General features: G+C 62.6%; 19 protein-coding genes and 1 pseudogene. 15 read left to right on the plus strand and 5 right to left on the minus strand.

What is annotated here, in order from left to right:
• The first annotated feature begins 9 nt into the window (after positions 1-9).
• The 9 genes and pseudogenes from IPF85_RS22230 (at position 10) to IPF85_RS22270 (ending at position 5607) form a co-directional block, all read left to right on the plus strand.
• On the plus strand, positions 10-582 hold the full coding sequence (locus tag IPF85_RS22230) for a hypothetical protein (protein WP_343410241.1): 573 nt from the start codon (positions 10-12) through the stop codon (positions 580-582).
• A gap of 6 nt (positions 583-588) precedes the next feature.
• Positions 589-1284 (plus strand): choice-of-anchor Q domain-containing protein, encoded by a 696-nt coding sequence (locus IPF85_RS22235; protein ID WP_343410242.1) that lies wholly within the window; start codon positions 589-591, stop codon positions 1282-1284.
• Between the two features lie 8 nt (positions 1285-1292).
• A complete protein-coding gene (locus tag IPF85_RS22240; protein WP_343410243.1) occupies positions 1293-1736 on the plus strand; it encodes a hypothetical protein in 444 nt (147 codons plus the stop codon).
• 416 nt (positions 1737-2152) lie between these two features.
• Positions 2153-2284: pseudogene (locus IPF85_RS22245) on the plus strand (RHS repeat domain-containing protein); the annotation flags it as partial.
• Positions 2267-2542, plus strand: coding sequence for an RHS repeat domain-containing protein (locus tag IPF85_RS22250; protein WP_343410260.1), 276 nt, complete (start codon positions 2267-2269; stop codon positions 2540-2542). The pseudogene IPF85_RS22245 and the gene IPF85_RS22250, both read left to right, overlap by 18 nt.
• Before the next feature lie 26 nt (positions 2543-2568).
• Positions 2569-3174, plus strand: a complete 606-nt coding sequence (locus IPF85_RS22255; RefSeq protein WP_343410244.1) for a hypothetical protein — start codon at positions 2569-2571, stop codon at positions 3172-3174.
• Positions 3144-3539: a hypothetical protein gene (locus tag IPF85_RS22260; protein ID WP_343410245.1), complete on the plus strand. Its 396-nt coding sequence runs from the start codon at positions 3144-3146 to the stop codon at positions 3537-3539. The genes IPF85_RS22255 and IPF85_RS22260 overlap by 31 nt, the downstream gene beginning before the upstream one ends.
• Before the next feature lie 190 nt (positions 3540-3729).
• Positions 3730-4491, plus strand: coding sequence for a hypothetical protein (locus tag IPF85_RS22265; protein ID WP_343410246.1), 762 nt, complete (start codon positions 3730-3732; stop codon positions 4489-4491).
• A gap of 921 nt (positions 4492-5412) precedes the next feature.
• The gene (locus IPF85_RS22270) at positions 5413-5607 is read left to right on the plus strand and encodes a hypothetical protein (protein ID WP_343410247.1); all 195 of its coding nucleotides are present in this window, start codon (positions 5413-5415) and stop codon (positions 5605-5607) included.
• 1290 nt (positions 5608-6897) lie between these two features.
• On the opposite strand, the gene IPF85_RS22275 is transcribed toward IPF85_RS22270, so the two are convergent.
• From IPF85_RS22275 to IPF85_RS22295, 5 genes are all read right to left on the minus strand, one after another.
• Positions 6898-7224, minus strand: coding sequence for a DUF433 domain-containing protein (locus tag IPF85_RS22275; RefSeq protein ID WP_343410248.1), 327 nt, complete (start codon positions 7222-7224; stop codon positions 6898-6900).
• A 111-nt stretch (positions 7225-7335) separates the two neighbouring features.
• Positions 7336-8175, minus strand: coding sequence for an ABC transporter permease (locus IPF85_RS22280; protein ID WP_343410249.1), 840 nt, complete (start codon positions 8173-8175; stop codon positions 7336-7338).
• 234 nt (positions 8176-8409) lie between these two features.
• Entirely contained in the window at positions 8410-9375 is a 966-nt protein-coding gene (locus IPF85_RS22285; protein WP_343410250.1) for an ABC transporter permease, read from the minus strand.
• Positions 9372-11063 carry a peptide ABC transporter substrate-binding protein gene (locus IPF85_RS22290; protein ID WP_343410251.1) on the minus strand — a complete coding sequence of 564 codons (1692 nt, stop codon included), beginning with the start codon at positions 11061-11063 and terminating at the stop codon, positions 9372-9374. The genes IPF85_RS22285 and IPF85_RS22290 overlap by 4 nt, the downstream gene beginning before the upstream one ends.
• A gap of 153 nt (positions 11064-11216) precedes the next feature.
• Positions 11217-12767 carry an ATP-binding protein gene (locus tag IPF85_RS22295; RefSeq protein WP_343410252.1) on the minus strand — a complete coding sequence of 517 codons (1551 nt, stop codon included), beginning with the start codon at positions 12765-12767 and terminating at the stop codon, positions 11217-11219.
• A gap of 202 nt (positions 12768-12969) precedes the next feature.
• On the opposite strand from IPF85_RS22295, the gene IPF85_RS22300 reads away from it, so the two are divergent.
• From IPF85_RS22300 to IPF85_RS22325, 6 genes are all read left to right on the plus strand, one after another.
• Positions 12970-13275, plus strand: coding sequence for a hypothetical protein (locus tag IPF85_RS22300; protein ID WP_343410253.1), 306 nt, complete (start codon positions 12970-12972; stop codon positions 13273-13275).
• Between the two features lie 171 nt (positions 13276-13446).
• Positions 13447-14292 (plus strand): family 16 glycosylhydrolase, encoded by an 846-nt coding sequence (locus IPF85_RS22305; protein ID WP_343410254.1) that lies wholly within the window; start codon positions 13447-13449, stop codon positions 14290-14292.
• Positions 14293-14573: 281 nt separating this feature from the next.
• On the plus strand, positions 14574-15836 hold the full coding sequence (locus IPF85_RS22310) for a hypothetical protein (RefSeq protein ID WP_343410255.1): 1263 nt from the start codon (positions 14574-14576) through the stop codon (positions 15834-15836).
• A 1178-nt stretch (positions 15837-17014) separates the two neighbouring features.
• Positions 17015-17380 carry a hypothetical protein gene (locus IPF85_RS22315; RefSeq protein ID WP_343410256.1) on the plus strand — a complete coding sequence of 122 codons (366 nt, stop codon included), beginning with the start codon at positions 17015-17017 and terminating at the stop codon, positions 17378-17380.
• A 20-nt stretch (positions 17381-17400) separates the two neighbouring features.
• Positions 17401-17733, plus strand: a complete 333-nt coding sequence (locus IPF85_RS22320) for a hypothetical protein (protein WP_343410257.1) — start codon at positions 17401-17403, stop codon at positions 17731-17733.
• A 102-nt stretch (positions 17734-17835) separates the two neighbouring features.
• The gene (locus IPF85_RS22325) at positions 17836-18150 is read left to right on the plus strand and encodes a hypothetical protein (RefSeq protein WP_343410258.1); all 315 of its coding nucleotides are present in this window, start codon (positions 17836-17838) and stop codon (positions 18148-18150) included.
• Positions 18151-18521: the final 371 nt, after the last annotated feature.

Genomic DNA, 18521 nt, shown 5'->3' on the forward strand with positions numbered 1-18521 from the left:
TGACCATCGATGGATTCTCCATCATCCACGGTTATGGCTCCGGCGGCGGGCATCACCAACTTCTCCGGCAGCCCCGACCATCCAGAACAACACCCTCAAGCGCCAACTCGGCATCCTCCGGCGCTTACGGCTCCGGCGGCGGCATCTCACAACTACTCCGGCAGCCCGACCATCCAGAACAACACCTTCAGCAGCAACTCGGCCTCATCCTCCGGCGGCGGCATCTACAACCACTTCGGCAGCCCGACCATCCAGAACAACTACCCTAGCGCCAACTCGGCCTCCGGCGGCGGCGGCATCTACAACGCCTCCGGCAGCCGACCATCCAAAACAACACCTTCCAGCGCCAACTCAGCCTCCGGCGGCGGCGGTGATCTACAACACTCGGCAGCCCGACCATCCAAAACAACACCTTCAGCAGCAACTCGGCCTCATCCTCCGGCGGCGGCGGCATCTCCAACGGCTCCGGCAGCCCGTCATCCGCAGCAACCTCGTGGCGAAACTACAGCGAGATCCGCCGAGCCGGTGGCTCCGGCGAGTCTGGATTACAATGATGTGTGGAACAACGCCGGTGGCAACTAGTAGGCATTGCCGCTGGCGCTCACGACATTTCGGCTGATCCCTCTGGTAGATGCGCAGAATGGCGACTTTCACCTGCAAGCTGGATCACCCTGCATTGACACTGGTGACCCCAACAACTACCCTGAGACCGACTTCGAGGGCGATCCACGTCCAACGGGTTCTGCTCAGATATCGGCGTTGACGAATTCCTATCCGAGGGCAATCTCGCACTGCGACCGACCATTCCTGGTTCGAGTGGGATGGCGCTACTGGCACCTACACGCGCATCTACCCCGACAGGCACACGGTTCCACTTCCACCCCAGGCGGCGCCCACGATTACACCCTCGACCGGCAGGGAAACAAGACGGCCTATACCCACAATCCTGACGGTTCCGTGGCGACCAGGGCCTTCACGCCGATCGGCGCCAGCACGCCGTCGCATACGTGGACTTTCACCTACACGGCTGGCAAGCTCTCCGATATCACGGATCCTGCCGGTCGCACAACCGCTTTCGTGGTGAATGGCAACGGCCATTTGGTGCGGGCGACCTTCCCCGACAGCACGACGCGCCAGTTTGCCTATGATTCGCGCGGGCTGCTGACCCAGCAGACCGACCAGCGCGGTGAAGTGACCAGCTACAGCTACGACGCCTACGGTCGCATCCAGCACGGCTCCACTAACGCGAGGTTTTCGACCCCGCCACCGGCCAAAACCAGGTGATCCAGGAGATGCGCATCTTCACGCCCAGCGACACCGGCTATGCGCTGATCAACAACAGCCCCGTTGGCACACCCGCCAACCCGGCGCCGGCCGTGCCCATGTCGGTCGCACTGGTGGATCGTGTAACCTACGGTCGCGGCGGCCTCTCTGGCCACACCAATGAGTGGGGCTCCTGGCTGGATGAGACCGATGCCATCAGCCGCACGACGACTTACCAGCGGGATGGCGCCAACAATCTCACCCACGAGACCAACCCGACGGCACCTGCATCAGCTCCACCTACGACGGGGATAGGCAACCTGCTCACCCGCATGGAGCTGGATGCGGGTCAGTGGCCAGGCGTCGGGGTCAACGTGCAGGGGCCAACATGGGCCTATACACCACGAGCCGCTCTTCAACCAGATCAAGACCGAGACCGATCCGTTGGGCCACACGACAAGATACGTCTATGACTACGAGGAGAGCCAGGGCGAAGCCGGCAACTTGATCCGCGTCGAGTACCCGGCCGTACCGAATGAGAACGGCCAGATGGTCACGCCCACTGTGACCTACACCTACAACGCGCTGGGGCTGAAAGAGACCGAGACCGACGCCCGCGGCGCGGTGACGAAGTACCTCTACACTCAAGGCACGCCCGACGAGGCCTACGGTCAGCCCAACGCCCTCTTTGCCCAAGGCGTGACGCCCGTGCCCGGCCTGCTGACCAGGGTGATCGAGGACTTTGGCGACGCCCCGCACCTGAACATCACCACGACCTACAAGGATTTCGACGCCAACGGCAAGCCGATGACCGTGCTGGGGCCGAACGCCGGGGCGATGGCCGGCGCAGCGTGCGACCTGCGGCGCAGGCGGAGGCGCAACGACAGGCGGGACGGTGACCCACTACACCTACGACGCCTGGGGCCGCGTGCTAACCGAGACCGATGCCTTGGACATCGTGACGAAGTACGAGTACGACCCCCAGGGCAACCTGACGCGCAAGATCGTGGACTACACGGCCGACGGCACTACGGGCCGCAACGTGGTCACCGAGTACACCTACGATCCCCACGGCCAGCTCCTGACCGAGCGCACGGCCGCCGACGGCATCGTGCGCCAGACGACCCAACGCTACGACGTCAACCGCAAGCTGGCCGCCCGCACGGATAGCAACGGCAACACCACGACCTACCGCTACGACGATGCCGACCAACTGATCGCCGAGACCGATCCGCTGGGTCACGTCACCAACTTGCGCTACACGCGCGCGGCGAGCTAGCCACTGTCACCGAGCCGGACGGCGACGTGACCCGCACCGTGTACGACGCTTATGGCCGCCCGGTGCAGGAGATCGTGGACGATGGCAGCCTCAACCTGACCACGACCTACGCCTACGATGACAACGACAACCTGCTGTCAACCACCGACCCGGCCGGTGCGGTCACCTGCTATGCTTACGACGCGCTCAACCGGCGCACGACCGAGACTCGCGACTGCAACGGACTGCATCTGACGACAACCTTCGTCTACGACCTGGCCGGCAACCTGGTGCGCGCCACCGACCAACGGGGGGTGGAGACCCGCATCGCCTACGACGCCCTGGGCCGGGTCACGCAGACCTGTCGGGACGCGACCGGCCTCAACCTATGCACCAGCTACAGCTACGACCAGGCCGGCAACCCGATCCGCAGCACCAACGAGCGAGGGATAGTCGCGACCTACGCCTACGACGATCTAAATCGTCTGACGCAAAGCTGCCAGGACGCCAACGGTCTTAACCTCTGTGCAACCTACACCTACGACCGGCTGGGACAACTGCTGACTACCACCGATCCCCATGGCATCGTCACCGCACCGAGATCAACGCCTTTGGTAAGCCGGTGCGCACCGTTGAAGACGCCAACGGGCTGAGCGCCGAGATCTCCTACCTCTACGACAACAACCTGAACCTGGTCGCCATCGCGGATGACAACGGCCACACCACCCACTACACCTACGACACCAACAACCGCCTGCTGGAGACCCGCTACGCCGACGGCAGCGTTGTCGCCAACAGTTACCATCCCGACGGCACGCTTGCCACACGCACCGACCAGGCCGGCGCGGTCGCGACCTATACCTACGATGGCGCCAACCGGCTGCTGAGCAAGAGCTACGCCGACGGCAGCGGCCAGACCTTCGCCTACGACACGGCCGGCCGGCTGACAACCGCCAATCAGACCATGAGCGGTCACACTACAGCGCTCACCTTTGCCTGCCAACGCTGGGCGATGTGACGGCTCGCTCAGACCGTGGACGCCCTGAGTTGGACGACCGGCTACGCCTACGACTACCCGGCCGGCCGCACAACGCTGACCTACCCCTCAGGCGTGCAGCTTGCGCACCCTCGACCGGCCGGAGCCGCCTGCAGCAGGTGCGGCAAGGCGGCGGGACCGTAGCTACCTATGTCTACAACGACACCGGCACGTGACGCTGACCCACGCCAACGGCGTCAGCACACTGACCGAGACCGACCCGCTGCGCCGAGTCACGCGCGTCCACACGACTGGCGGCGACCGTCGCCGACTACCGCTATGGCTACGACGCTGCCGGCAACCGCACCTACATGCAACGCGCATACAAGGCCAACCAGTCCTGCCGGATGTCTACCAGTACGATGGGCTGTACCAGCTTACCCGGGTGTGGTACGGCGCCAACGCCACCGATCCCGCGGCCATCACGGCCTATGACAAGCTGCAGAGCTACCAGTTGGACACCGTAGGCAACCGGCTCCTCGTGCAAAACGACGCCGTGAGCCAGGTCTACCTGCCCAACGACGGCACGCGGTTGACTGACCCCGTGAACCGCTACCAGCAGGTGGACGCCGATCCCTTTACCTACGACCCCAAGGGCAACCTGACCGCCGATGACCGCAACACCTACACCTACGACCACGAGAACCGCCAGACCGGCGCCAGCGGGCCAGGCGGGGTCGCCCAGTACATCTACGATCCCCTGGGTCGCCGCATAGCCAAGATCGTGGACGGCACGGCGACTTACTACGTCTACAACACGGCTTACCAGATCGTCGAGGAACGGGACGGGAGCAATGGGCTGCTGGCGCGCTACACTTACGGCGACTGCATTGACGAGCCGCTGACCATGGAACGCGGCGGTGCGACGTATACCTACCACCGCGACGCACTGGGTAGCGTGACTGAGGCGACGAACGCAACCGGCGTTGGTTGAGCGGTATGAGTATGACGTGTATGGCACGCCACGTTTCTTTGATGGCGCTGGTAATTCTCTACCGGCTTCAGCGGTTGGTAATTCGTGGTTGTTCACCGGACGGCAGTATGATCTCGAGAGTGGCAACTACTACTACCGAGCGCGGATGTGCGCCAGGAGTGGGGCGATTTGTGCAGATGGATCCGCTGGGTTATGTGGACAGTATGGCCTCCTTATTTGTACGTGAGAAACAGGCCAACAGAGAATTGACCCATCAAATCTCACAGAGAAGGAGAGATGCAAGTGTGAGAAGTGGCATAGCGGTAGCTTCTCGAGATATGGTTGCTGGTGCGGAGCCGGTGATGCTGGGGTTAATGGAGTGTGGGATGGCTTGGATGGAGCATGCAGGGGCCATGACTTCTGCTACGGGAAGTATGAAGTCTCATTCGGTGGGCCAGAAAGGTGGCAGATCAGACCATTACCGGATGGATCGGTGGAGTTTATACCGTTGAGATGGAATGTGACAATGCGCTTTGCCAGGCGGCAAGGGGCCTATGCATCGATGTATGCTTCGGGAGTTAAGGAACTATTCTACTACGAACGCCCAACGCCGCCTCTAGCGCATCTTTGATGCCAGTAAGGCTGAGGGCATCACCTGGGAGAAATGTGCCTGTTTGAAGCGCCCGACGAGCAGCGTCCAAAGTAGCGTTTCGGTTGTACAGTCAGATCATGAGGTGACCTCTCATATCCACGAGACCAAGCCCTCGCCGACGAACAGCATGGCAAGCCGATGGTGCCGGAAAGGGCGGTTTGGTCATAGCCCGTGATGGATGTGCGGTGAGCCAATGGGCACCGCGGCTCAGATTGCAGCGCGGCGGCGTTGGTTTCAGCGGCTTCGGCACAAAGGACGGTGACTGGCCTCACCGGTGAAAGGCAGAAAACATGAACCGTATTGTTATCCGACGAACGGTGCAAATCGTGTTGATGGCAGGGTTGCTGGCGCTCCTGGCCCACCATCCCGCCGCGTCCGATGGCAATACCTGGCCTGCTGGGAGCTGGACGGCGGCGCTGCATCTCTCGCCCGCCGAGAGAACGACTATGGCCTGGCCCTCGACCGGCTGCACAGATACTTCGTAACCCAGGGCCGACCCGTCGCCCACGCGCGCAGCACCGATTGGGGGGGGGCGTACCACGAGTATCACCCGGTACAGCACGACGCGATGGCGACCGGATCCACCACCAGCAAGACCATGAGCCTGGCCTTCGTCATCCCGCTGATCGACCAGCCTGAACCCTTACCGCTGTAGGCGGTTATGCACAGCAATGAAGGAATTGAGCGTGATTCTGAGAAGCAACGAGAGCAGCATCAAACTTTCCCTGACAGATGGCGAAGCCATCTTCGATATCTTCGAAAAGCAACCTTGGGGGCCGGCCCGATATCCGCCGCACGGTGACGCTCGCTTTGGATCGAGACCCCGATTTTGCCGCTGCTGCCGGGCCATGTTGAGAATTTTCTCGGCTATGAGGATGTCGAACGCTGGATCCGCCGTGGGAGCGCTGGGTCGGCTTCATCCTCACGGCGATCCGTGAAAAGGCTGATGGCCCCCCCTGGGATGAGGAGTACGGGCCGTACGTGCTTCCCGGCCCGCAGTCTCCCCAGTGAGATGGGTTCAGGTGGTGATGACCTGGCGTAGGAACCAGAAAGCCGTCGGCGTGTCGGAATGTGTCAATAACTTTGAGACAACTCAAGGGAAGAACGCGAAGAAAGGCTCCACCATGTATGCTCAATCTTGTCACCGCAGGAACCCCTTCGTGCTTCGCGTTCTTCGTGCGCCTTCGTGGCTTCGTGATCCAAACCCTTTCGGCATCGAGGCGGACTGGCGGCCGGTGGCAACGGCGTCGTGGACATCGTGGATATCCTGCGCGTGGCCAGTCAGTTCGGTCAGTCTGCGCCCTTCCCGCCGCTGCGGCCGGGGGTGCAGGGCTAACATTCGATCTACCTGGTGATCGCCATCACACCAACGGCAACCGTTCCGGCCCTGACACGTGGGGAAGCGAGGCTTAGCGCCGTGAGCGGTTGCCGTTTCCTGTGCATCCGCCAACTTCCATCACTCGTGCGCAGCCCGGTCCCTCGGCTGCGCACAGTCCCCCGGGCTGTCAAACCGGCCGGCAGAGTGACCCAAGTCAAGCTGCGGGCGGCCCGGTACGACCGTTTCGTCACGCTTGTACATTAGCGGCAGACGCGAGCTACCCGGCGAATCCAACCACCTGCTGTTTTCGGCCTCTCCGTTCCCAGAAATTTGGCGCCCTCGTGCAGCCGTAGGCCAACGAAACTATTTCCAAGGTGGGCGGTTGACGCGAATCAGTTTGCCAATTAGAGGTAAGGCCGCAGCAATCGCTTGATCAATTCTCTGCGCCTGACCTGCATCAGGCCTCTTCATTTTCACGGATAGCCTGTTCGATTTCACCGGGGTGTGCCGCCACATAGGCCCAGGCGTTACGCAAATCGGCCGGTCGCAAGGTTGGAAAGTTGCTGAGAATGCGTTCCTCCGACCATCCCAAGCGGCGGTAGCCTGCAAGCGACCAGACAGGGATGCGCGTGCGGATAATGCAGGCGGCGCCACCGGCAATGTCCGGGCTCTTCTCGATTCCCGGCCAGGTGTGAGTCAGATCAGCGACCAAGACCTGCAGCAAATGCAATTTATCCGGCATTGGCAATGCCAGGAGTTCGGATTCAAGTTGAATTGTCAACATGGCATCTCTCCTTTGCTTATGTTTTGCCTCTGCGCGAGAGTATAGCAGTCTGGACAAGAACGGTCAAGATGGTTCCAAATTGGTATGAATTTTGGGGGTCTGCAAATCGGGTCAGTTTGCCCTCGGATCGAGTGCGTCAGCCAGGCTGTCGCCCAGGGTATAGAGGGCCAGCATGGTGAGGCCGATGGCGATGGCGGGCGCCCAGGCGAGGTGCGGGCTGCTGCGCACGACGCTGAAGCCGTCGCTGAGCATCAGGCCCCAGCTCGGCGCGGGGGGCAGCAGGCCGATGCCCAGGAAGCTGAGGCCGGCCTCGGCCACGATGGCGCCCGGAATGCCCAACGACAGCATCACCAGGATAATGCCCGACAGGTTGGGCAGGATGTGACGCCAGAGGATGTGCCAATCCGCAGCGCCCAGGCTGACCGCGGCCGTGATGAACTCCGCCTGTTTGAGGCGCAAGACCTGGCCGCGCACCAGGCGCGCCACGCCAGCCCAGGAGGTGATGGTCAGGGCGATGAGCAGGCTGCCGAACCCGCGGCCCAGGATAGCCATGAGCGCGATCAGCAGGAGGGTGGTGGGAAAGGCGTAGAAGACATCCACCACGCGCATGATCAGGCCGGCGCTGCGGCCGCCTCTGTAGCCAGCCAGGCAGCCGGCGCTGACTCCGATGAGCAGGATGGGCGCCTGGCTGACGAAGCCGACGGCCAGCGAGAGGCGTGCGCCAAAGAGCAGGCGGCTCAGCACGTCGCGGCCCTGCTTGTCGGTGCCCAACCAGTGTTGCGCATCGGGCGGCTGCCGCACATGCTCGAAATCCACGTCGAGCGGATCGAAGGGCGCAAGCCAGGGCGCAAGCAGGGCAACGGTTGTCAGGACAACGAGGAAGATCAGGCTGGACAGGCCCGCCCGATCACGCCGCAAGCGCCGGGTGATGCTGCGCCAAAGGATTCTCATGCGTCCATTTCTCCGCGTGCCGCCGAATGAATTCGGGGCGAATGGGCGTTCCGCCGCAAGGTCGGCCGCCGCCGACCGATATCGCGTCCACGCAGGTGGACGCCCGGCGGAACGCCCATTAGGCGCGATTTCAATCGCTCTCGCTTGCGGCGGCCGATATTGCGTCCACGCAGATACACGCCCGGCGGAACGCCCATTAGGCGCGATTTCAATCGCTCTCTCGCTTGCGCCGACCTAATCGGTCGGCGTGAGGCGCAGGCGCGGGTCGAGCAGGCCGTAGGCCACATCCACCAGCAGGTTGAGCAGAATAACCAGGCCGCCCGCCAGCAGCGCGCCGGCCATGATCAACGGGTAGTCGCGGTCGGCCGCGGCGTAGACAAAGGCCGCGCCCACGCCGGGGATGTTGAAGATGGTTTCGACAAAAAACGAGCCGGTCAGCAGATGCGCCAGCAGCGGGCCGGCCAGGGTCAGGGCCGGCAGCAGCGCGTTGCGCAGAACGTGGCGGCCCAGCACATGCTGCGACGGCAGGCCCTTGGCCCGCGCGGTGCGGATGTAGTCCGCGGCCAGCACCTCCAGGGTTTCGGCCCGCGTAAAACGGATCACCGCGCCCAGCGGCCCCAGGGCGAGCACGCAGATGGGCAAGATGGCGCGGCCCGGCGCGCCCCAGCCGGTTAGCGGCAGCCAGTGCAGACGCACGGCGAAGATCACCACGCACAGCGTCGCCAGGACATAGATCGGAATAGCTGACCCGGCCACCGCCAGCAGGCGCGCCATTTGATCCGGCCAGGCGCCGCGGCGCGCGGCCGCGGCGATGCCAAGCGGCACGCCCGCGCCAAGCGCCAGCACGGCCGCGGCCAGGCCGATCGGCGCGGAAACCGGCAGCGTGCGCGCCAGCACCTGCTGCACGGTTTCGTTGCGGTAGGTGTAGGACATGCCGAAATCGCCCTGCAGGACGCGGCCGAGCCAGCGCAGATACTGCACGGCGATGGGCTGATCCAGGCCGTAGAGCTGCCGGTAACGCTGGCGCATCTCCAGCGGCACGCGCGCGGCCTGATCGGGGTCATCCAGGCCAAATGGCCCGCCCGGCGTCGCGTGCGCCACGGCAAAGGTGAGCACAGAGAGGAGCAGCAGCGTCAGCAGCGACTGCCCGAGCCGGTTCAACCCATGCTGCCAGGTGGGGTGCGGGGGTTGGCCGCTCATGAGACCAGCCGCACCTGTCGGAACGCGGGCGCGCCCATGCCGTTGATGATCAGACCTTGCAGCGCCGGCTTGATCAGCCGGTGGCGCATGACGTAATACAGCGGAATGATCGCGGGGTCGTCCAGCACCAAGATGCGCTCGCACTGCTGATAAAGCGCGGCACGCTTGACAGGGTCGAGTTCTCTTGATGCCTGGCGTACCAGGTCATCGAACGTGCGATTGCTGTAGATCAACTCCGGCGCCGTTTTCCAGAGGTCGGCCTGCGGCGGGGGCGTGGTGTAGAGCACCGTCATGAAGTTGTGCGCATCGGGATAGTCCGCGCCCCACAGTTGGCGGTAGAAATGAGGCCGCAGCGGGCGCTGGGCGCGCCAGGCCTGCCGTGCGCCGGCCTCGGTGGGCGCCAGCTCGGTGCGCACGCCCAGGTTCTCCAGGATCATCGCCTGCAGCGCCTCGAACAGCGTCTGGTAAGTCTCATTCTGCTCGTACTGCCAGTAGACCAACGGCACCTCTTTGCCGCTCGCATAGCCGGCCGCGATCAACAGCGCACGGCCGCGCGCCGGATCGAAGGCCAGTTCGCGGCCGAGCTGTCCGTCATGGCCGAGCATGTTGGGCGGCAGGAACTGATAGGCTGGCTGGCCGATGCCTGGCAGCACCTTGTTGCACAGGGTTTCGCGATCAATGGCCAGGGCGAAGGCGTGGCGCATGCGCACATCGGCCAGCGGCTTGATCTGCACGCTGAGGCGCAGATGCATGGTGGTCAGCTCCGCATTCGATTGCAGTTCCTGGCTCAATGTGGCGTCGGCGCGCACGCGGCCCAATTCGGCCACCGGCACCTCCACCATATCCAACTCGCCCGCCTCGTACGCGCTCAAGGCCGTGCTCTCCTGGCGGATCATGTTGACAATCAGGCGATCCACGCCCGGCGCGCCGCCGTGGTAGCCCGGGTTGGGCGTGAAGATCATTTGCTTCTCAGGAATCCACTCCGCGAGGCGGAATGGGCCGTTGCTCACCACGTTCGCGGGCTTTGTCCAGGCCTGGTCGCCGGCCTTTTCCACCACCTGGCGCGGCAGGGCCATGAAGCTGGGCAGGGAGGCCAGGTTGATGAAGTAGGCTGACGGATTTTCCAGCGTCACCTCCAGCGTCAGATCATCCAGGGCGCGGACACCGACGCGGTTAGCATCGGCGGTTTCGCCGGTGTAGAAGGCGCGCGCACCCTGGATGTCCACAAGCTGCCAGTATTGGCCGCCGCAGTAGAGCGTGGGCGCCAGGTTGCGCTTGATCGCCCAGGCAAAATCATGCGCGGTTACGGGCGTGCCATCGCTCCACGCCACATCCTTACGCAACCTGAAGCGCCACACCGTGCCGTCGTCATTGATCTGCCAGGAGGCGGCCAGATCAGGCGTCGGCTGCAGGTGCGCGTCCAGCGCGATCAGCGCGCTGAACATCAGCGAGTTGATGAAGTAGCTGTGGTAGGCTCCGGAGCAGCCGGGATCGGCCGCGGCGCCAATATCGCCGCGATTCAGCGGCATGTTGATGCGCAGGACGCGGGGTCGCGGGGTCGCGCTCGGCGCTGGATTGATACGCGAGGCGCCATCCGTAACCGGTTGGCAGCCGGCGATGAGCAGGGTGGCCGCGCTGGCGAGGGAGGCGGTCAGGAATTCACGGCGGGTCAGGTTGTGTGGAGCCATGGGCGAAGATTTTCCTCCAGAGGGACCGATGCGAGATAGAGACTAACTCATTACCGGCGCTGCGTTCGCCGTCATGACGGGTGCGCAGCGCCATCAGCGCGGGATCGTCGAAGATCGTAGGAGGATCAGGGGAGGTATCGAGGGGTTGGCCGCTCAGGCGCGGATGACGGTGACGGATCGGCCGGCCGGGGTGAGCGCGGTGGCGGTGCTTGTGCGTTCGGCGATGCGCGGCTGGTTGGCGCGTTGATCGAAGATGACCAGCCAGCCGGTGTCGAGACCGAGGCCGGCCAGGTAGGCGTCGAGCTGGCTCAGCCCCTTGCTCAGGGGATCCGGCTCATCGTCGCGCCAGGTCTTGAGTTCGATGGCCAGGCGCACCTGGCCATAGCGCAGCAGGATGTCCAGTCGCCCCATGCCCACCGCGTACTCGCGCTGCAGGCTGCCGCCGCCGTTGACCACCCGGTGCAAGAAGGCCATCAGCACCAGGTGGGGCGCGACCTCGTGGTAGGGCGCGCTCTTGAGCAGCGCCTGCCCGTGCTCACGCCAGAAGGCCAGGAATGCTTCCAACAGGAGCGCCGGCTCTAACGTGCCGTCCAACCTGAGCCAAATGGGGGCGATGCGCGGCAGCGTGTCTTGCGTTCCCTGCGTCAGCACCCGCGGAATGACTTCGCGGTAGATCGGGTTGGCAATCGTCAGCCGGCCCGCCGGATCACGGCGCACCAGGCCAAGGTCCAGCAAGAATCGGCGGTCGTCTTCGGGCACATCGCCCAGCGTCTGGCCGGCGATCATCGGCTCGATGATGCGACGCACGCGCGGCTCGCGCAGCCGCTCGGCCAGGCTGTCCAGGTGCGTATCCTGCCGTTCGATCAGAATCTCCTTCGCCTGTTCAATCGTTTCAGGAGTGATCGGTTGCGTCCGATCCGGCACGAGCGTCTCCACCGCCTGCCGCGCCAGGGCGTTGACCAGCCAGGGCTGGCCCTGCGTCAGCTCAAAGACCAGCGCCGTGGCTGCGGGTGTGAACACCTGGCCCGTGTCATCCGTATGTTGTTGGTACAACGCGGCCACGTCCCGAAGGGTAAAGTTCTCTAGAGTCAATGAATCGGTCTTGATGTTGAAGGGACTGGCGGTGTGCAAACGCTCACTCCCCCCCGAAGCCACCTTGTAGTCGCGCACGTCGCGCAGGCCGATCAGGGCGAGGGACCAGGGGAAAAATTCTGGCCGGCGAAAGTAGCCTTCACGCAGCTGGCGTAGAACGGCAACAAGCGCTTCGTTCTGCAGCGCATCAATTTCGTCAATGAAGATGACCAGGGGGCGCGGCGATGCCTGGGCCCAGGCATCGAGCGCAGCCGCCAAGCGCGTGCCCGGCTCAGCGCTGGGCCAGGGCGGTGGGCGCAGTTCGGCCGGCAGGAAGAAGGCCGCCGCTCGCTGCCAGGAGTTCAGGATCGCCAGCTCCGCGGCGCCGGGGTCATTGTTGAACGCGGCGCCGACTTCGGCCGAGAGCAGAACGGCGGCGAAGCGTCCGGCCGCGGTCAATGCACGCGCCAGGGCGATCATGGCGGTCGTTTTCCCTGTCTGGCGCGGCGCGTGGATCACAAAATAGCCCTGTTGTTCGATCAGGGGCCACACTGCGGGGATACGCGTCAGGGGAGATAGCATATAGTGAATATCCGGATTGCACGGTCCGGCGACATTGAACCAGCGTGGCATGGCGAAACTCCTCCTGTAGTGGCTAGGCAAGATTATACACCAGTGTGGAGCAGGTAGCAAGCGTCCTTTGGGCCGCATCTGTGCCGGTTGGAGAAAGTCTGCAGTATTTGTGCAGACAGTGTGCAGTCTGAACGTGCGCCGTTGGATGTAGAATAGAAGCAAGCAAGATCGTCAGCTGATTCGGACTTCGGAGAAGACAATGATGTCGCAAGCCACATTCGATGCGGCCCTCTCGCCAGGCCTGCCCGTGCAGATGGCCCTGGCGCGGCAAGCGGCCCTGGCCTGGTGGGCCGCGCAGAACCGTGCGAACGCCTGGTGCGATCGGTGCTGCCGGGCATTGGCATGGGGTGAAGGATACCTGCTGCCAGCCGCGCCGTCGGGGCAGCAGATGCGCAAGCAAAATTCCGCGCCGGCCGACTGGCTGGTGTGCGAGCGGTGTTTATGCGCGTGCAGCACGGTCGGCGCAGGCCATGACAGTGCATACGATGAGGAATTTCCTGATGCGTAGACGCCAGCGTTCATGGCGCCCTGGTGATAGCCGGACTGTGAGCCATCTCTTATCGCAGAGAAACAGCCGGATTTCACTGTCTGTGCCCCACGCCCGCTATGAACCTTTCAGTCAGCCCGGCGGTTTCTGAAAGGTGACAATGCGAGCAATGTGACCGATAGGGGGACGATCATGCGATCCAAACAACGATTTTCACTTCTTCTGGGCCTGGCTATTCTTGGCCTGACTCTGGTCGTGGGCGCGGCCGCCGTGGTGGCCATGCGCCTGAACACGTCTACCCCCTCATTCTTTGATGATTTCAACACCTTCGACACAGTCCGCTGGCACAAGGCCGATTGGTGCAATCCACGACCACCCTTCTTGAACTGCTGGCTGCCTGACCATATCAGCGTGGCCGACAGCCTGCTGCAGATTCGCCTGGATGACAATCCCTGCCCGGATGGCTGTCGAGACCGACCGTATGCGTCGGGAGAATATCGCAGCAATGCGTTGGTTGGGTACGGGCGTTTCGAAGCGCGGCTCAAGGCCTCGAATGTCCCCGGCACGGTGACGGCATTCTTCACCTACACGGGACCAAGCGACAACAACCCAAACGATGAGATAGACGTCGAACTGCTCGGGCGCGATCCGACTCGCCTGCAGGTCAATTACTTCACCCAGGGCGCCGGCAACCACGAAACCTGGATTGACCTGGGCTTCGACGCCTCGGCGGCGTTTCATACCTACGCCATCGAGTGGAAGGCCGGGCGCGTGGCCTGGTATGTGGATGGCGCCTTGCGGCACGAGGAAATCGGCGCACGCGGGCCCCTGCCAACCACGCCCATGCGCATCATGACGAGCTATTGGGCATGCACCGAGGTGGATGACTGGTGCGGCCGCTTCACCTACCCCGGCGCTTCGACGTTCGTGACGCTCGACTGGATTCGGTACACGGCTTTCACCACGCAGTTTCTGCCGCTCGCCGCGAGCTTATCCGCCCGCGTGCCAGACCCTCGAAGGCTTCGACGATATTCGTGACTGGCACGGCGAATTTGGCAACGGCGCCATCTGCAGCTACTCCCAGGACGCCGGCTATCGCGGGCAGGCCATCAAACTGGACTGCAGCACCTTCGAGCCTGACGACTGGTGGTTCGTGGCAAAGCCGGTCAATCGTGACTGGCGCGCCGTCCAGGAGCTGCGGTTTTTCTACCGCAAGCAGGCCGGCAGCGCTGATCTGTACCTGGCCCTGCAAGACGCCGATGACGAAATCTGGGGCGTCCCCATCACGGCCGATGGCGCTGGGTGGCAGGAGATTTCCGGTGCCGCTGGCGGCCATGACCTGGCGCGATCCGTGGGATCACCAGGGGAATGGCGTGCTCGATCTTTCCAACGTCAAACAAATCCGCCTGCGACACTGGCCTCGGCAACCCGGCCACGTCATCGCCTGGGCCGATGAGCTCCGGGTCTGCCCGGCGCCCGTGACCGCAACGCCGACGCCAACCTGGACGCCAACTCCCACGCCGACGCCAACCTGGACAGCGACTCGCACACCTACGCCAACCCGGACACCGACGATGACGCCCACGACCACGCCGACTATCACGCCGACGGCCTGTCCGACCGATACAGTTCCTGTGCCCGGCGGCTGCGCGACGATTACCCCGGCCAACACGCCAACCTGGACGCCGACTTCCACACCGACGGCCTGTCCAACCGGCAGTGTGCCCGTGCCCGGCGGATGCGCAACGATTACCCCAACCAACACGCCGACCCGCACGCCAACGCCGACCTTCACGCCGACCCCGACGGCCTGTCCAACCGGCAGCGTCCCTGTGCCCGGCGGCTGCGCCACGATCACCCCAACTCCGACGCGGACGCCGACACCCACACCAACGGCCCCAACCGGCTTGATCGAGGACTTCGAGGATGGATTGGTGGGCTGGTACAGCGAGTCCAACGATCTCGACCACTTCGATGTGACGGCAGACGCGTGCCAGGGCAGCTTCGCCATGCGCATGGGGGGCACGGACGAAGGGAACTCCTGGGTCGGCGCGGCCGTGATCGGCGACTGGGCCGACCGCCCGCACAACTGGCAGGACAAGACCAGCCTGGTCTACTGCGCCAAACGCGGCGAGACCTTGCGCGGCGGCCGTCCCTCCCTGACCGTGACCATTCGGGATGCGAACGGCAATACGCTCGTCATCCACCGCGACAACGATCAGTACTTACCCTGGCCGGGAGGCGGCTGGCGCACGATCATCGAAAACGACGCCTGGTCGGAATACTTCATTCCGCTGCGGCATGAAGCCGGCTTCGACTGGACTCATGTCGCCGGTCTACGCATCGAGCTGCGGCGCACCTACATCGGCAATAATCAGTGGGACCTGAGCCAGACGATGTCTACCTGGACCGGATTCGGCTGCAGTGACCCCGGCCGCGACGCGACTGGCGTCACTGCGCGATGGCCCTTTACAGGCCATCATGCAGTATCTGTGCAGAAGATGTGTAGTCTCAACCGGTCAAAATCCGGTAGAATCATCAACAGTGGCGATGCCAGCGGACCGATTTGCTCGATGCTGTGAGGAAAAACTGACAATCCGTGACCAACGTAAGCCGTTAGGCCGCCCAGGAGACAAGCAAGTGCGAACAACAGATCGAGAGGATTTTCAATCGAGTGGCTCGTGACAGAGAACACGTGTTCTTTCTCTTGAAGAATAGAAGACTTGGGATGGCGATGGCCACTGGTCGAAGATATTCGATTGGGACAAAATGGCAAGGGCACAGTAGATGGGATACACGCTCAGGCGTTATTGCGCTGCATTGCCGGAATATGGCGGGTTCTTTCAAAAAAAGGAGTTTGCAATGAAAACCCATTCTGTAATTATGTCTGTTATCGTCATCTTGGTGTTTGTACTCTCCCCCTATCCACGAAATTTCGTCTTGGCGCACGGTGTGACCCAGCATGAATCCAGCCTCTTGACCTACTACCAATCCGACGTCACCAACGAACCTTTCTCTGATCTGCGGGGCGAGTTCGTTGATCTTACCATGGCGCCGGTAACAACCCGGCGCCGGTGCGCTGGCTGTTAGGTGAAGATATTGGCGGGGTGGCGCCATCCGCGACATGCAAAATCCTCTCGCCTTTCAAGACCTGATAGGCCGACACGCACGCCCAAACCGACTAAGACGTTCACGCCACCTCGACGCAGGTGTCCAGCGTGACGCCGGCGCGGACACCTCCCCCAGGAAGCACGGCGACACGAACTCCAACATTCACGCCGACGCGCACCCAAACCAACCAAGACGTTCACGCCTGCGGCCACGCTTGTCGCAGGCCCAACGCCGACGCGCACCTCAACACGAACCCCCACCGCGACGCCCATCCCACTGCCGATCGGTTTTACGCTCCGGGTGTCCACCTGTTGGGGCCCTTCCAACCTCTTCCTTCGGTATGCCGAAATGGCGCCAGCCTACCACCTGAGCAAACCAGCATTTCCTTGACGGAAGCAGCCAATTGTCTGCAGGTTCCCACTCAGGCAATCGTGACATTCCTGACCCTGTCCTTCGATGTAAATTCAATCGCTCAGACGTGCTACCAGGGGCCATACTTGAAACTCTACGATACGAGCACAAACATGGTGGTAGGTCAATCAGCCCATTACTCATGCTACCTTGCTACCCCGGAGCACCATGAGGCAAGTCTTGGTGATAGCTATCCTTACAACACATCGCAACTGGAGCTTCGGGCGGATACCGGCGATTGGTGCGCCTCGTTTCGAGTTACCGATATGATTTTCGATACGCCCACGCCGACTCCACAAATACGCCCACACCCACAAGCACGCCAGCGAACTGGCCCCCCGACCTCATCGAGGATTTCGAGCTCGGTCTGGGGAGCTGGTACAACGACCACAATGATCTCGATCACTTCGACTTGGTATCCGATGCCTGCCAGGGAAGCAACGCCTTGCACATGGGCGGCACCGACGAGGGGAATTCCTGGGTAGGCGAAGCGGTGATCGGGGCCTGGGGTGCGCGCCCCAGCGATTGGCGGAACAAGGCCTGGCTGCCCATCTGCCTGAAACGCGGTGAAACCGTGCGGCAGGCCGCCCTTCGATCACAGTAGTGGTGGTGGACGACAACGGCGTGCAGCTACAGCTTCATCGCGACAATGACCAGTTCTTGAACTGGCAGGGCGGCGGCTGGCGCACCATCATCGAGAACAGCGCCTGGATGACATACTACTACCCTCTGCGCGGCGAGAGCTGGTTCAACTGGGCGAATGTGAGAGGGATGCGCATCCAGGTGCGACGCACCTACATTGGCAATAATCAGTGGGACCGAAGCCGGACGATGTTTACGTGGGTTGGATTCGGCGGCGAAAAGGGATCTCGGCTCTCGAGTGACCCGCGCGTCGCGCTGGATGGCGCACTGCGTGAAGATTTGGCGCCGCGCAACTATGCAGTTTTTGTGCAGTAAGTGTGCAGTCTCGGGCGGCCAAAAGCAGGTAGAATAGATACAAGCGTTTATGCCCGCGGACAGATTCGTTCTCTGCCCTACCAGTAGAAAAAGGAGGGGCTCATGACCACACCGCCAGTCGCGCAAGCCAGCGACATCAGACTCAACAAGAGAGGGAGGTGGCGGACCGTCGCTGACAGGCTCGGTCAAGCTGACATGTTGGCGCCTGGCGGCACGCTGATCGTAGGCAATTTCAGCACGGAAACCCATCCAAACGACCGCGTCCTGGTTGATTGGTTGTTGGACTGGCCCTTGCTCTATCGGGACGAGCAGGCCTATCGCCGGATCTTCGCCCGCACGTCGTTTGGAGTCGCTGACCCTGCGCCTTGTTACGAGGCGCTGCGCCTCAACCTGTTGTGGTTGCGCAGCGGGAAATAAGATCAGTTAACATCCCGCCATTATGAACTCTGAATGCAGGGTTTCCAATTGTCAGGACATAGTCTGCCACGTTCGTGGTCAGATTTCAGCAGGTTGTTGCGCCCGCTTTTGCGTTTCAAAGTGCAATGAGATTCTTCCAGTTTTCAATTTCGGGAGGGACATCATGAAACTCTCTATCCTCGTCAACTGATCGTCGTCTTCGTCGTGATACTCTCGGCTGTACCAGGTATGCTACCAACGGCTTCGTCTGTATCCATGCCCCAAGACTAAAGTCCTACGCCTGACCAAGCGACTCCACCTGTAGAAGAACCGGGCCCTCAGGTACACGACCCTACCGACCAGACTAAACCTCGACCGAGCTGCTCAATCCT

Source organism: Candidatus Amarolinea dominans, assembly GCF_016704685.1.
GTDB lineage: Bacteria > Chloroflexota > Anaerolineae > SSC4 > Amarolineaceae > Amarolinea > Amarolinea dominans.